The 15,105-nt window shown below is 66.2% G+C and carries 11 protein-coding genes; 10 read left to right on the plus strand and 1 reads right to left on the minus strand.

Features of this window, described 5'->3' with window-relative positions; genetic code table 11:
- Window positions 1–50: 50 nt before the first annotated feature.
- Window positions 51–1,028, minus strand: a complete 978-nt coding sequence (locus AC1AXT_RS00575; RefSeq protein WP_476539750.1) for a hypothetical protein — start codon at window positions 1,026–1,028, stop codon at window positions 51–53.
- A 329-nt stretch (window positions 1,029–1,357) separates the two neighbouring features.
- On the opposite strand from AC1AXT_RS00575, the gene uvrA reads away from it, so the two are divergent.
- The 10 genes from uvrA to AC1AXT_RS00625 all read left to right on the plus strand — a co-directional run bounded on the left by uvrA (window position 1,358) and on the right by AC1AXT_RS00625 (window position 15,052).
- Window positions 1,358–4,300 carry an excinuclease ABC subunit UvrA gene (uvrA, locus tag AC1AXT_RS00580; protein WP_476540490.1) on the plus strand — a complete coding sequence of 981 codons (2,943 nt, stop codon included), beginning with the start codon at window positions 1,358–1,360 and terminating at the stop codon, window positions 4,298–4,300.
- A gap of 2 nt (window positions 4,301–4,302) precedes the next feature.
- Window positions 4,303–6,669 carry an excinuclease ABC subunit UvrC gene (gene uvrC / locus AC1AXT_RS00585; RefSeq protein WP_476539752.1) on the plus strand — a complete coding sequence of 789 codons (2,367 nt, stop codon included), beginning with the start codon at window positions 4,303–4,305 and terminating at the stop codon, window positions 6,667–6,669.
- The gene (locus tag AC1AXT_RS00590) at window positions 6,666–7,556 is read left to right on the plus strand and encodes a shikimate dehydrogenase family protein (RefSeq protein WP_476539754.1); all 891 of its coding nucleotides are present in this window, start codon (window positions 6,666–6,668) and stop codon (window positions 7,554–7,556) included. The genes uvrC and AC1AXT_RS00590 overlap by 4 nt, the downstream gene beginning before the upstream one ends.
- 47 nt (window positions 7,557–7,603) lie before the next feature.
- Window positions 7,604–8,530, plus strand: a complete 927-nt coding sequence (gene rapZ / locus AC1AXT_RS00595) for an RNase adapter RapZ (RefSeq protein WP_476540492.1) — start codon at window positions 7,604–7,606, stop codon at window positions 8,528–8,530.
- 163 nt (window positions 8,531–8,693) lie between these two features.
- Window positions 8,694–9,662, plus strand: coding sequence for a DNA-binding protein WhiA (gene whiA, locus AC1AXT_RS00600; protein WP_476539756.1), 969 nt, complete (start codon window positions 8,694–8,696; stop codon window positions 9,660–9,662).
- Window positions 9,663–9,786: 124 nt separating this feature from the next.
- Entirely contained in the window at window positions 9,787–10,992 is a 1,206-nt protein-coding gene (locus tag AC1AXT_RS00605) for a phosphoglycerate kinase (protein WP_476539758.1), read from the plus strand.
- 121 nt (window positions 10,993–11,113) lie between these two features.
- The gene (gene tpiA / locus AC1AXT_RS00610; protein WP_476539760.1) at window positions 11,114–11,938 is read left to right on the plus strand and encodes a triose-phosphate isomerase; all 825 of its coding nucleotides are present in this window, start codon (window positions 11,114–11,116) and stop codon (window positions 11,936–11,938) included.
- Between the two features lie 70 nt (window positions 11,939–12,008).
- On the plus strand, window positions 12,009–12,257 hold the full coding sequence (gene secG, locus AC1AXT_RS00615) for a preprotein translocase subunit SecG (protein WP_476540494.1): 249 nt from the start codon (window positions 12,009–12,011) through the stop codon (window positions 12,255–12,257).
- A gap of 288 nt (window positions 12,258–12,545) precedes the next feature.
- On the plus strand, window positions 12,546–13,607 hold the full coding sequence (locus AC1AXT_RS00620; RefSeq protein ID WP_476539762.1) for a helix-turn-helix transcriptional regulator: 1,062 nt from the start codon (window positions 12,546–12,548) through the stop codon (window positions 13,605–13,607).
- Window positions 13,608–13,804: 197 nt separating this feature from the next.
- Complete coding sequence (locus AC1AXT_RS00625; RefSeq protein ID WP_476539764.1) at window positions 13,805–15,052, plus strand: ATP-binding protein; 1,248 nt, start codon at window positions 13,805–13,807, stop codon at window positions 15,050–15,052.
- Window positions 15,053–15,105 lie beyond the last annotated feature (53 nt).

Genomic DNA, 15,105 nt, shown 5'->3' on the forward strand with positions numbered 1-15,105 from the left:
TTCCTCTAGCGTCGAGCCGGGGCCTGGGCGCCCCGGAAGCCAACGGGACACTATACCCGTTCCCGCACCCAGCGCCACGGCACGTACATTACGATGGCGGCGACGGTGGCCAGCGCGATGACGACGATCGCCGTCGCCTTCGACACGTCCATCAGGCGCCACGCGACGCCGACGATGCCCCACAGCGCCGCCAGCCCGAACGTCCAGTCCCCGAGCCTGAGCCGCGCGGCGCAGGCGGCGCCCAGCAGCAGCACGGCGAACACGACGGTCGCGGCCGCCTGCGTGCCGCCGGAGACCGGGCCGTCCTTGGACAGGTAGTAGGCGCCGGTGGCGCACGCGTCGCGCGCCGTTTCGAACAGCATCCACGAACTGAACAGCGAGAACGGCGCCACGCCCCACGCGCTTGGGTCGTGCCGGCGCGAGAAGAACAGCGTGGCGAAGCCGGCAAGCGTGGCCAGCAGCGCCAGCAGCGTGCCCCACGCATAGCCCCCGAACGTCCACGCGAACGTCCATCCGGCCGTCAGCAGCATCGTCGCGATGAACAGCAGCCCCAGCAGCGTCAGCTTCGTGCCGCCGACCTTGCGCGCCTTGCGCCGCGTGTTCTTCAGGCGGATCAACCATATCGCCAGCAGCGCCCAGATGACCGGCCATACCAGCCCGACGTAGCGTTCCGGCGTGAACCAGCTGGCCGCCGTCGCCTGCTCGCCAGGCTGCTTGGCGACCGCCAGGATGCCGAACTGCGCGAGCGCGACGCATACGGCCATCGCCGCGAACGACGCCCATGCCACGATCATCTCGAGGTCGCGCTGCGCCTTCGCCTTCGCCGTTCCGTTCGCCGTTCCCTTCGCCTTTGCGCCGCCGGCCCTGGCGGTCGCCGCCTTGCCGTCCTTCGCTCTGCCGCGGGCCTCCTGGCCGCCCGCGGTCCCGCGGCCCTTTGCGCTGCCCGCTGCATTCGCGGCGCCGGGCGCCCCCTCGCTTCCGGCTTCCCCGTGCCGCGTTCCATCCGCTTCGTGTGGCGTGCGTTCCATTTGCCGTCCCCTTCCATTGGCCTTTCATTGCTTCCGATTATCCGCTTCCAGAGGCGCCGCGCACCTCCGCGCGTGGCGTTTTCCTCCCTCGAAGGAACCGGATTTGCGCGCATCCGGTGAAGGGGAGGTAGGGTAGGGAAGATTCCCCGGCCGCTTCCGGTTGGCTTCAAGAGGGGCGCGCAACGCTCGAACAGCTGTTCGAATATTGTGCGCGGAACATGTATGCTTGGGAGATACCGCAAGGGCCGCAAGGCGATGCCGGGTCAAGAGGGAGGCGCGAATTGGCGCATATGGAATCGAACGCAGGGAACGTGGCCGTCGAACGGGTCATGACGAGCGACACGTTCCTGAGCAAGGAGCTGGCGAAGGCGCCGCTGCAGGAACGGGACGGCGCGCTGGTCGCCGACCTCGGGCACCTGCCCAACGACCTGAAGATCGTCGTGCAGGGCGCGCGGGAGCACAACCTCAAGAACGCCGACCTCGAGTTCCCGCGCAACCGCATGGTCGTGTTCACCGGCCTGTCGGGCTCGGGCAAGTCGTCGATGGCGTTCGACACGCTGTTCGCGGAGGGGCAGCGCCGCTACGTCGAGTCGCTGTCCGCCTACGCGCGCCAGTTCCTCGGCCAGATGGACAAGCCGGACGTCGACTTCATCGAGGGCCTGTCGCCGGCGGTGTCGATCGACCAGAAGACGACGAACCGCAACCCGCGTTCGACGGTCGGCACGATCACCGAGGTCTACGACTACCTGCGCCTGCTGTTCGCGCGCACCGGCGTGCCGCACTGCCCGAAGTGCGGCGCACTGGTCAGCGCGCAGACGCCGCAGCAGATCGTCGACCGGCTGCTGTCGTACCCGGAGCGCACGCGCTTCCAGATCCTGGCGCCGGTCGTCACCGGACGCAAGGGCGAATTCGTCGAGACGCTCGAGCTGCTGCGCGGCGACGGCTACGCCCGCGCGCTCATCGACGGCGACATGCGCCAGCTGTCCGACGACATCAAGCTCGCCAAGACCCGCAAGCACACCATCGAGGTCGTCGTCGACCGCCTCGTCGTCAAGGACGGCATCCGCCAGCGCCTGACCGACTCGGTCGAGACGGCGCTGCGGCTGTCCCCGAACGGCGTCGTCGTCGCCGACTTCGTCGACCTCGACGAGAAGGACCCGGCGCGGCGCGTGCCGTTCTCCGAACGCCGCGCCTGCCCCAACGGCCACCAGCTGGAGCTCGACGAGATCGAGCCGCGCACGTTCTCGTTCAACGCGCCCTACGGCGCCTGCCCGGAATGCACCGGCATCGGCTACAGCCTGGAAATCGACCCCGAGCTCGTCGTGCCCGACGGCTCCAAGTCGCTCAACGAAGGCGCCATCGAGCCATGGAACCTGCAGAAAAGCTCCGGGGACTGGTACCGGCACGTCCTCGACGGCCTGGCCAAGCAGATGGGGTTCAGCCTCGATACGCCGTGGGACGAGCTGGATGAAGAGGTGCGCCATGCCATCCTGCACGGCCGCGACTTCAAGGTCGAGGTGTCGTACCGCAACCGCTGGGGCCGCATGCGCGAGTACACGACCGGCTTCGAGGGCGTCGTGCGCTGGCTGACGCGCCGCCATGCGGAGACGGATTCGGACCAGATGAAGGCCTACTACGAATCGTATATGCGCGAAGTGCCCTGCTCGGCCTGCAACGGCAAGCGCCTCAAGCCCGAGGTGCTCGCCGTCACCGTCGGCGGCGAATCGATCGCCGACGTGTGCGACATGCCGGCGTCGAAGAGCCTCGAATGGATCAACGGGCTGCAGCTGGAGGGCGCCGCCGGCGAAATCGCCGCCGAAGTCGTCAAGGAGATCCGCGCGCGCCTGGGCTTCCTCAACGACGTCGGCCTCAACTACCTGACGCTTTCGCGTGCCGCCAAGACGCTTTCGGGCGGCGAGGCGCAGCGCATCCGCCTCGCCACGCAGATCGGCTCGGGGCTCGTCGGCGTCATGTACGTGCTCGACGAGCCGTCGATCGGGCTGCACCAGCGCGACAACGCGCGCCTGATCGACACGCTGCACCACCTGCGCGACCTGGGCAACACGCTCGTCGTCGTCGAGCATGACGAGGACACGATCCGCTCGGCCGACTGGGTCGTCGACATCGGCCCCGGCGCCGGCGAACAGGGCGGCGAGGTCGTCTATTCGGGCCCGGCGGCCCACCTGGCCGAGGCGCCCCGCTCGATCACCGGCGACTACATCGCCGGGCGCCGGGCCATCGAGGCTCCCAAGACGCGCCGCAAGACGGCCAAATCGCGCCAGCTGAAGGTCGTGGGCGCCCGCGAGAACAACCTCAAGGACCTGGACGTCCCCTTCCCGCTGGGCGTCATGACGTGCGTGACGGGCGTATCCGGCTCCGGCAAGTCGACGCTGGTCAACCAGATCCTCTACCCGGTGCTGGCCGACCGGCTCAACGGGGCGCGCATCGTGCCGGGCAAGCACACGCGCGTCGAGGGCGTCGACCAGGTCGACAAGGTCATCCACGTCGACCAGAACCCGATCGGCCGCACGCCGCGCTCGAATCCGGCGACCTATACCGGCGTATGGGACAAGATCCGCCAGCTGTTCGCGAAGACCCCGGAAGCGCAGGTGCGCGGGTACGGACCGGGCCGCTTCTCGTTCAACGTCAAGGGCGGCCGCTGCGAGGCATGCCATGGCGACGGCACGCTGAAGATCGAGATGAACTTCCTGCCCGACGTCTACGTCGAATGCGAGGAATGCCACGGCAAGCGCTACAACCGCGAAACGCTCGAGGTGAAGTACAACGGCAAGACGGTGGCCGACATCCTCGACATGCCGATCAGCGAGGCCGCCGACTTCTTCCGCGCGTACACCGGCATCTCGCGCTACCTCGACACGCTCGTCGAGGTAGGCCTGGGCTACATCCGACTCGGCCAGCCGGCCACCACGCTCTCGGGCGGCGAGTCGCAGCGCGTCAAGCTCGCCACCGAGCTGCAGCGCCGCTCCACCGGCAAGACCGTCTACATCCTCGACGAGCCCACTACCGGCCTGCACTTCGAGGACGTCAGCAAGCTGCTCAAGGTGCTGCAGGGGCTCGTCGACAAGGGCAACACCGTCATCGTCATCGAGCACAACCTCGACGTCGTCAAGTGCGCCGACTGGATCATCGACCTCGGCCCCGAAGGCGGCGACGGCGGCGGCACCGTCGTCGCGCAGGGCACCCCCGAGCAGGTCGCGGCATGCCCGGACAGCTGGACCGGCCGCTTCCTCAAGCCGCTGCTGGAGCGCTAGCGATGGACATGTTCGAACGCCACGCGCCGGGGACCTGGCGCCGCACGGCAAGCGCGATGGCCGCCGAAACGGCCGGCGCGCCGACGGACGGCGTCAACGCCAACGGCGCGCCGCTGCTGGGCGATTCGCGCGACCTGTTCCGCCCGAAGGCCTCGGACATCCCCGCCGAGCCGGGCGTCTACAAGTGGCGCGACGGCGAGGGGCGCGTCATCTACGTCGGCAAGGCCAAGAACCTGCGCAACCGCCTGTCGAACTACTTCCAGCCGCTGGCGCAGCTGCACCCGCGCACGCAGACGATGGTGCTGACGGCGCGCAGCCTCGAATGGACCGTCGTCGGCACCGAGCTGGAGGCGCTGACGCTCGAATACACGTGGATCAAGGAGTTCGACCCGCGGTTCAACGTCGTCTTCCGCGATGACAAGACGTATCCCTACCTCGCCGTCTCGGTGGGCGAGGAGGTGCCGCGCGTGTGGATCACGCGCAACCGCAAGCGCCGCGATACCCGCTATTACGGGCCCTACGCGAAGGTGTGGGACCTGAGGAAGTCGCTGGACAAGCTACTGCGCACCTTCCCGGTGCGCACCTGCTCGCCGGCCGTGTTCAAGAAGGCCCAGCTGACCGGGCGCCCATGCCTGCTCGCGTCCATCGGCAAATGCTCGGCGCCATGCGTCGGGCGCATCTCGGTGAAGGACCACCGGCGGCTGTGCGAGCAGCTGGTGGGCGTGCTGACCGGACGCGTCGGCAAGGCGTACATCGCGCAGCTCACCAAGGAGATGAAGGAGGCGAGCGCCGCGCTCGAATTCGAGAAGGCCGCCCGCCTGCGCGACGACATCGAGATGTTCCGCAAGGTCAGCGAGCAGAACGCCGTCGTCCTCGACCAGGACGTCGACGCGGACGTGTTCGGCATGGAATCCGACGAGCTCGAGGCCTCGGTCCACGCGTTCTTCGTGCGCGACGGCTCGATCCGCGGCGAGCGCAACTGGTCGGTGGAGCGCGTCGAGGACATCCCCGACGGCGAGCTGCTCGCCGACCTCATCGTGCAGGTCTATTCCGACCTTGCCGGCGAGCGCGTCGCGCAGCTGGCCGCCGAGCCCGGAACGCCCGATGGCGACGCGCAGGGCAACGTCATCCGCGAGCAGCGCAACGCCATCGGCTCCACGCAGCGGCTGACGGCGGCGGACGCCTCCGAACGCGCGAAGGCGACGCGCACGCGCAACGAACGGCTCGAGCAGACCGGCCGCGCCGACCTGCTGGCCCCCGTCTCGCCGGTGCCGCGCGAAGTGCTCGTGCCGGCCGAGCCTGCGCGCCGCGAGGAGCTCGAGGCGTGGCTGGGCGGACTGCGCGGCGGCAAGGTCTCCATCCGGGTGCCCGAGCGAGGCTCCAAGAAGCAGCTGCAGGAGCGCGCGTGGGAGAACGCGAAGCAGGCGCTGCAGCGCAGCAAGATGAGCAGGATCTCCGACATCGGCGCCCGTACGGACGCCATGAACGAAGTGGCCGACGCGCTCGGCCTCGAGCAGGCGCCGCTGCGCATCGAATGCTACGACGTCTCGAACGCGTCGGGAGGCGGCTACCAGGTCGCCTCGATGGTGGTGTTCGAGGATGCGGTGGCCAAGAAGAGCGAATACCGGCGCTTCGCCATCCGCGGCGCCGACGGCAACGGCGCGGTCGACGACCTTTCGGCGCTGTACGAAACGCTGACGCGCCGTTTCCGCCATGGCAACATCGCCGGCGAAAGCGGCGAGACGATGGAAAGCGAGCGCAAGGCGCGCGCCGCCGGCGCGCAGGAAGGCGGCGAAGCCGTGCAGCAGAACGCCGAACGGCGCCATTTCGCCTACAAGCCCAATCTCGTCGTCGTCGACGGCGGCAAGCCGCAGGTGATGGCCGCGGCCAAGGCGCTGGCGGACTGCGGCGTCGACGACGTCGCCGTGTGCGGGCTGGCCAAGCGCCTCGAGGAGGTCTGGGTGCCGGACGACGACTATCCGGTCATTCTCAAGCGCAGCTCGGAAGGCATGTACCTGCTGCAGCGCGTGCGCGACGAATCGCACCGCTTCGCCATCGACTACCACCGCGCGCGGCGGCGCAAGGGCTCGATGCGTTCGGCCCTCGACGGCATCCCCGGCGTCGGCCCGGCGCTGCAGAAGCGGCTGCTCGCCCATTTCGGGTCGGTACGGGCCATGCGCGGCGCGACGCCCGAACAGCTCGCCGAGGTCAAGGGCCTCGGGAAGGCCAAGGCCGAGGCCGTCTGGAAGGCGCTGCATCCCGACGGCGCCCAAGGCGGCCCGGAAGGCGGCGAAGCGCGCGACAGCGCAGCCCATTCCGTGCATCCGGGTACGCTGGACGACGAATCCGAAGCGAGGGAGGAAGCATGACGCAACGGCAGTGCGCCGTACTGGGCAAGCCAATCGCGCATTCGCTGTCGCCGGTGCTGCACCAGGCCGCCTACGGGGCGCTCGGCATGCAGGGCTGGACGTACGGCAGGCAGGAGGTGGGCGAGGAGGACCTCGACGGCTTCCTGGCCGGGCTCGACGAACGCTGGGCCGGTCTGAGCCTGACGATGCCGCTCAAGAAGGCCATCATGCCCCATGGCGAGGCCGCCAACCGCTGGGCGCGCGAGCTCGGCGTCGCCAACACGGCGGTCTTCGACTGGCGGCAGGGCGAGGCTGCCATGCGCCTGTACAATACCGACGTCTACGGCATCGCCCGCGCCTTCGCGCACGCCGGGGCCGCCCCCGGTGCGGCAGGCTCGTGCGCCATCGTGCTGGGCAACGGCAACACGGCCGCGTCGGCCATCGCCGCCTGCACGATGCTGGGGATGTCCAACGTGGCCGTCGCCGCGCGCCATCCGGACAAGAACCCGTCGCTGCGCGCCCTGGCGAAGCGCCTTGGCGTTGCGTCGTTCGGCGTCTTCCCGCTGGCCCAGGCCCCCGTGCTGCTCGCCGGGGCCGACATCGCCATCTCGACGATTCCCGGGCTGGGCGCCGACCCGGTGGCCCAGGGGCTGCTGCACGCCGGCGGACGGCTGCGCGGCGCCCTGCTCGACGTCGTCTACGATCCGCGCCCCACGAAGCTGATGAAGGCGTGGACGCGGCTGGGCGGCCATGCCATCGGCGGCCAGGAGATGCTGCTGTACCAGGCCGTGGCCCAGGCGTTGCTGATGACCGGCGCGATGCCGTCGTTCGATCCCGACGATGCGCATGCCGAAGGTGGCGCTACACTGGAACAGGCCATGAGGAAAGCATTGGAGGAGGCGCTGTGAGGAAGGCTGGGCAAGCAGAAGAGAACATCGGCCCCGAAACGAGGGAGATCCGCCTCGTGGAAAGCCAGCCGGCGCCCGAAAGCCTCGCCGTGTCCCCGGCGCCGAAGGAGGGCTTCGAGGTCCTGCTCATCACCGGCATGAGCGGCGCGGGGCGCTCCCATGCCGCCCATAGCATCGAGGACATGGGCTGGTACGTCGTCGACAACATGCCTCCCAAGCTGCTCGTCCCGCTCGTCGACATGATGACCGCGTCACAGTCGGCGGTCCATAAGCTCGCCGCCGTCGTGGACGTGCGTTCGCGCTCGTATTTCACGGACCTGTCGGCGGTGCTGACGCACCTGGAGGACCTCGGCGTCAAGACGCGCATCATCTTCCTGGACGCCTCCGACGAGGTGCTTATCAAGCGCTTCGAATCGGTGCGCCGGCCGCATCCGCTGCAGCACGGCAACCGGCTCATCGACGGCATCGCCGCCGAACGCGAGCTGCTCGACAACCTCAAGGAGCGCGCCGACATCGTCATCGATACCTCGTCGCTGAGCATCCACCAGCTGTCCACCAAGCTCTACGAGGCGATGGTGGGGGAGGGCTCGACGTCGGTATCGGTGCACATCTTCAGCTTCGGCTTCAAGTACGGCATCCCGATCGACGCCGACTTCGTGGCGGACGTGCGCTTCCTGCCCAACCCGTTCTGGGTGGCCGAGCTGCGAGAAATGACGGGCCGGGACCGGCCGGTGGCCGACTACGTGCTGTCGAGCCCCGGCGCCGTCGAGTTCCTCGACGCCTACGAGAAGGCGCTGGAGCTCGCCATCGAAGGCTACGCGAAGGAGGACAAGCACTACGTCACGATCGCCATCGGATGCACCGGGGGCCAGCACCGCTCGGTGGCGATGAGCGAAGCGCTGGCTGACCGCCTGCGCCGCCATGGCCTGACCGTCACCGTTTCGGCCCGCGAACTGGACCGGCGCAACGGCTGAAAGCGCCCGTCCGTTGCAGGCTTCACCGCGTTCCGCGCAGGCGCACGACACGCCGTAGGTTGTCCAACGGCTTCGGTATCACGGAAAGTCGGTGTTGTTAGCGACACGCGGTGAAAGAGCATACACTTACACAAGAGAGTACCTACGACCACCGGGAGGTTCTTTGGCACTTCTGGACGATGTCAAGAAAGAGCTGTCGGCCATCGACGGCGAGCCGCCGGCAGCGAAGCAGGCGCAGGCGACGGCGATGATCCGCTTCGGCGGCGGCCTGCGCCTTAGCCAGCGCCGCCAGATCGTCGTGCAGGCCCAATTCGATTCCCAGGAAGCCGCCCTGTGGCTGCAAAGCGCCATCAAGACGCTGTATGGCCATGAGGCCGCGCTGACGCAGGTCGAACGGCCCACGCCGAACGGCACGCTGAGGCGCTACGTCGTGCACGTCGAACGCGGCGGCGGCGCCCTGGCCCTGCAGACCGGCCTGCTGGACCGGCGCAAGCATCTGGTGCTGGGGCTGCCCATGGAAATCATCGGCGGCAACATAGCGCAGGTGAAGGCCGCGTGGCGCGGCGCGTTCCTCGCGCACGGCAGCCTGTCCGACCCTGGCAAGGCCAGCTACCTCGAAATCGTGTGCCCGACGCAGGAAGCAGCCATGTCGCTGACGTCGGCGGCGCGCCGCCTCGGCATCAGCGTCAAGCCGCGCCAGCTGCGCAGCTCGGAGCGCGTCACCCTCAAGGATCCGGATGCCATCGAGCGCATGCTGATCCTGATGGGCGCCACGCAGTCGGCGCGCGAGTGGACCGGCAAGCGTTCCGACGGGGAGGCGCGCGGCAAGGCGAACCGCCTCGCCAACTTCGACGACGCGAACATGCGCCGTTCCGCCAAGGCGGCCGCCGAATCCGGCAAGAAGGTGCGCCATGCCTTCGAGGTTCTCGGCGACGAAATCCCCGAGAACCTGCGTGCGGCGGGCCAGCTCAGGCTCGACCATCCGGACGCGAGCCTCGAGCAGCTTGGCCGGCTCGCCGACCCTCCGATTACGAAGGACGCCGTCGCGGGGCGCATCCGCCGTCTGCTGCAGCTTGCCGACAAGACGGAAAAGGCCAATGGCGCTGCCGCTCAGGAAGGCGCGGAAAGCTGATTGTTGGGACAAGGCACCGCTTCGTCGACTGGCGAATGCGGTGTCTTTCGCGTTCTGGCTGTATGATGCTGAATTGGCAACCCAGCCTTTCCCGCGCACCGCGCGGGGCTAGGAAAGGAACAATATGAAGACATTGAAGGACCTCGGGGACCTCAAGGGCAAGCGCGTGCTTGTCCGCGCCGATTTCAACGTGCCGCTCGACGGCACCGTCATCACCGACGATGGCCGCATCAAGGCCGCGCTGCCGACCATCGAGGCGCTGCGCGATGCCGGCGCCAAGGTCATCCTGATGGCGCACCTCGGCCGCCCGAAGGGCAAGGTCGTTCCCGAGCTGTCGCTGGCGCCCGTGGCCGCCCGCCTGAGCGAGCTGCTCGGCGTTCCGGTCGAGCTGGCCGCCGACACCTATGGCGAGGACGCCAAGGCCAAGGTCGACGCCATGAAGGACGGCGACGTCGTGCTGCTCGAGAACGTGCGCTTCAACCCGGAGGAGACCAGCAAGGACGAGGCCGAGCGCAGCGCCTACGCCCAGAAGATCGCCGCCCTCGGCGACGTGTTCGTGTCCGACGGCTTCGGCGTCGTGCACCGCGCCCAGGGCTCCAACTACGACGTGGCCAAGGACCTGCCCGCCGCCGCCGGCAAGCTCGTCGAGAAGGAAGTGGCCGCTCTGTCGAAGGCCACCGAGGATCCGGAGCGCCCGTTCACCGTCGTGCTCGGCGGCTCGAAGGTCTCCGACAAGCTCGGCGTCATCGAGAACCTGCTGACGAAGGCCGACCGCCTGGTCATCGGCGGCGGCATGGTGTTCACCTTCCTCAAGGCCGAAGGCTACGAGGTGGGCACGTCGCTGCTCGAAGAGGACCAGATCGACAAGGTCAAGGGCTACATCGAAACCGCCAAGAACAACGGCGTCGAACTGGTGCTTCCGGTCGACATCGTCGTCAACAAGGGCTTCCCGGCTGGCGATACCCCGGTCGACCCGCAGGTCGTGCCGGCCGACCAGATTCCGTCCGACATGATGGGCCTCGACATCGGCCCGCGCTCGTGCGACCTGTTCCACGACGCGATCGTCAACTCGAAGACGGTGGTGTGGAACGGCCCGATGGGCGTGTTCGAAATCCCCGAATTCGCCGAAGGCACCCGCGCCGTGGCGCAGGCGCTCGTCGACGCGACGAAGAACGGCGCGTTCACGATCGTCGGCGGCGGCGACTCCGCTTCGGCCGTGCGCAACCTCGGCTTCCCGGAGGACGGCTTCTCGCACATCTCCACCGGCGGCGGCGCCTCCCTCGAATTCCTCGAGGGCAAGCAGCTGCCCGGCCTGACGGTGCTCGACTGACGTCCGGCGCCTGCAAGGCATAATGCTCCACCGTCCGGCAAGCGCGGCGCTGCCTGCGCTTGCCGGACGCGCGCTTTTGCGGCGCCAAGGCGCCGGGGCGCAGCATGGAAGGAAGTGAACGATGGCCAATCCCTCGCGGCGCACCCCGATGGTCGCCGGCAACTGGAAAATGAACTTCGACCATATCGAGGCGACGGCGTTCGTCCAGAAATTCGCATGGAATCTCAAGGACTGCCGTTTCGACTTCAAGCGGTGCGAAGTGGCGCTGTTCCCGTCCTTCACGTCGCTGCGTTCGGTGCAGGTTCTGGTACAGGCCGACCGGCTGAAAATCCGCTACGGCGCGCAGGCCGTATCGGTCACCTCCCAGGGGGCGTTCACCGGCGACGTATCCGCCGACATGCTGGCGGCGCTTGGCTGCAGCTACGTCATCGTCGGGCATTCCGAACGGCGCAAGTACCATCCGGAAGACGACGCGAACATCGTCGACCAGGTGCGCGCCGTGCTCGCCGACGGCATGCAGCCGATCCTGTGCGTCGGGGAAAGCTTCGAGGAGCGCCGCCAGGGCATCGAGCTCGACTTCGCCGTCGGGCAGGTGCATGACGTCACGCGCGACCTGTCCGACGAAGAGGCGTCCCGGCTGATCGTGGCGTACGAACCGGTATGGGCCATCGGCACCGGCATGGTGGCCACCCCGCAATCCGCGCAGGACGCGGCGCACGCCATCCGCGCCGACCTCGCCGCCACGTTCGGCGACGGCGTCGCGCAGCAGGTGCGCATCCTCTACGGCGGTTCGGTGACGTCGAAGAATGCGGTGGAGCTCATCGGGGAGCCCGACGTCGACGGCTTCCTGATCGGGGGAGCGGCGCTGGACGTCGGCGAGCTGACGACGATCTGCCGCGAGACGCTCGCCACCACATCTTCACAACGAAAAATGGAAGAAAGGTAGCCTTTTTCCATGGGGCTACGGTATATTGTGTTGCAGGCATAACAAAACTGGAGGTTACCCTGTGAGCGCTATTGCAGTCGTAAAGCTGATTCTGCAGATTCTCGTCGTCATCCTCAGCCTCTTGCTCACGCTGCTCATCCTGATGCACAAGGGCAAGGGCGGCGGCCTGTCCGACATGTTCGGCGGCGGCTTGACGCAGAATGCGGGATCTTCGGGCGTGGCAGAGAAGAACCTGAACCGCTGGACGGTGATCATCGCGCTCCTCTGGGTCGCAATCGTCATCGCCCTGGGCCTGTTCACGAAGTACAATCTCGCCTGACCGAAGCCAAGAAAACAGCTTGCAAACCCTGGAACCAACGACGGATTCCAGGGTTTTTCCATATCCGGCAGCATTCTGCCAAGCAGCCCCGTTCCCGGAAGAGACGCTTTTGTCCAAGAGAGCAATATCCTCAACTGGCTGCTTGGCTGCCCCAGGTGTGGAACTCTTGCCAAAGATCGTCTGGTGAAGAATCAGCAGAATTCGGCTACGCGCTTCGCCGCTGCAAACCATATCTCCCTTTTCCAATACGATAGGAACGGCAACTACGGGTTCAGTGGGGAGCGGGAGATGACGGAGAACGTCGTTCAGAACATCGCGTCGGGAGCACCGACTACATGCGAAATCGTCGTGGCCATCCTCGAATACCTGAGCGCCCACACGGATACCGAACACGGCGCGAGCGCCTCTGAAATCGCCGATGCGATCGGCGTGACCGCCAAAACGGTGCGCGCCCATCTCAACACATTGCGCCAGACCGGCGCCTTCTGCCGCACTGTCGGCAAGCTCACGCGCAGCGGTCTTCAGGATGACGGCGTGATGGATGGACGTCCCGGCTGGTACCTCGAGCCCATTCTGGACGTCGCCCAGATGCGCCTGCTCGCCGATGCGGCCGTCATGGCCCACGCCGATGCGCAGACCCGCGCGGAGCTTCAGGACATCATCTACCGATGCGCCGGACGTGCCCGGCCGTCGGCCGATATGCCGGAAATCCACTCGCCGCGCCACTACAACACGGAATTCATGGTCACCGTGGAAACGCTCAATGACGCCATCCATGATCGGCGCCAGATTGCCTTCCAGTACTGCACATACGACTTGGACGGCAATCTCGTGCCGCGAACAGATGCAGACGGCCAGCCGCTGGCGTTCACTGCCGATCCGTATGCGCTGGCGTACAAGAAGGACATCTACTATCTGCTCGCCCATGTCATCGGCGAGGACCGCCTCGAATTCTTCCATGTCGATCACATCCGCAATCTTCAGGCAGTCTCAGAACCCGGTACGCTTGAACGCGACGTCGACAGCTTCAGCGAGCAGCCGGGACAGCCCTTCAATCTGCTCGCCTATCTTGACGAGCGTCCCTATCCGAAATCCGGACCGGCTGCCGACATCCACCTGATCATGCGGCGCACGCTCGAACCGCTCTACAGCTGGTTCGACAGTCCAAGCGTCGAGCGGCTGCCGGATGGCGCCTATGACATCCATCTGCGGGCATCGGAAACGTCGTTCCTCTGGTGGGCGCTGCAATACGCCGACGAACAGGACATGATCGAAGTGCTGTCCCCGCCATCGCTGCGCCGCAAACTCTGCGCCACCGGCGAATGGCTCAGCACGGCCTACGCCGAATAGAAAGCCCCCGTCATGATTCCCGGTAGGAGTCATCGATTGGATAACAGCCAGAACATTGCCAACGAAGCCGCTTGAAGTATACTTCAAACCAGGTAGGTGAAGAGCGTCTGGTTTGAAGTATACTTCAAACCAGAGTGGTTTGAGACGCGTGATTTGAAATATACTTCAAATCACAACAGCTCTGGAGGTGATTACTGATGCTGATTGACAGGCCCGATTATCTTGACCGCCTTGAAGCGCTGCTGGTGAACGAACAGGTCAAGGTGCTGACCGGCGTGCGGCGCTGCGGCAAGAGCACCGTGCTGGACATGTTTGCCGACAGGCTGCGTGCCAAAGGCGTGCCCGAGACCAACATCGTTCGCCGTCGATTTGATGGATTCTCCATGCCGCTAGGGTATACCGGCGAACAGTTGCGTCAGGATCTGGCAACCGCCTTTGATCAGGCGCAGCCCGGTACGGTCTACGTCTTCCTCGACGAGATTCAGGATGTGCCGGACTGGGAACTCGTCGTTCGTCGCCTTCACACGCGCCCTGAAACGGACGTGTACATCACCGGATCAAATGCCGGCCTGCTGTCCGGCGAATTGGCCACCTATCTTGCCGGCCGCTATATCGAAATCGAAGTCTACCCACTGGCGTACGCCGAATACTGCGAGTTCCGTCATCAGCTGGCAGCCGCGGACAATGAACCGATTCCGAACAACGACGAACTCTTCCTCGACTATATGCACAATGGCGGCATGCCTGGTCTCTATCGGCATGGGCTGCCAAGCAGCGACGAGTGGAGAGGGGACCTCAATGGCATCTACGATAGCGTCGTCGTCGGCGACGTGGCTACGCGCCGAAAAATCCGAGATTTAGAGACCCTCAGGGAATTGGCGCAGTACATGTTCTCGGTTGCCGGTAGCTATGTGAATGCCAGTTCCATTGCCGGAGAACTCAGGCAAAAAGGCATCGATATCAGCTCGCGCACCATCAGCGAATGGCTGAAGGCCCTGCAAACCGCCTTCATCCTCTATCCTGTCCGCACGCAGAATCTGCGTGGCCGCCAACTGTTGTCGCCGGAGATCAAATGGTATCCGGTCGACAATGCCTTCCGCAATCTGGTACTGGGCGACGTGGACTCCGATCGGGGACATCAGCTGGAATCCATCGTATACATCGAGCTGTTGCGCCGGGGATATCAGGTGGAGATAGGAAGGATCAACGGCAAGGAAATCGATTTCGTCGCCCGGAAGGGGCATGGACCGGAATACATTCAGGTGACGTGGGAAATGTCTTCCGAACGGGTCCGGGAACGCGAGCTCGCTCCACTGCAACTGCTCGACAGCGCCTTCCCCCGCACCGTCATCACGATGAACTGGAGCGACACCATCGAACGGCTGACCCCCGAGGGCATCCGCATTGTGCACGCCACCGACTGGCTGCTGAACAAGACGGAGTGAGGCAATACTGCACGGAAGCGCTTTCATGCGATTAATTTAACGTAGCGTTGCCG

This window comes from Bifidobacterium sp. LH_450 (assembly GCF_056356715.1).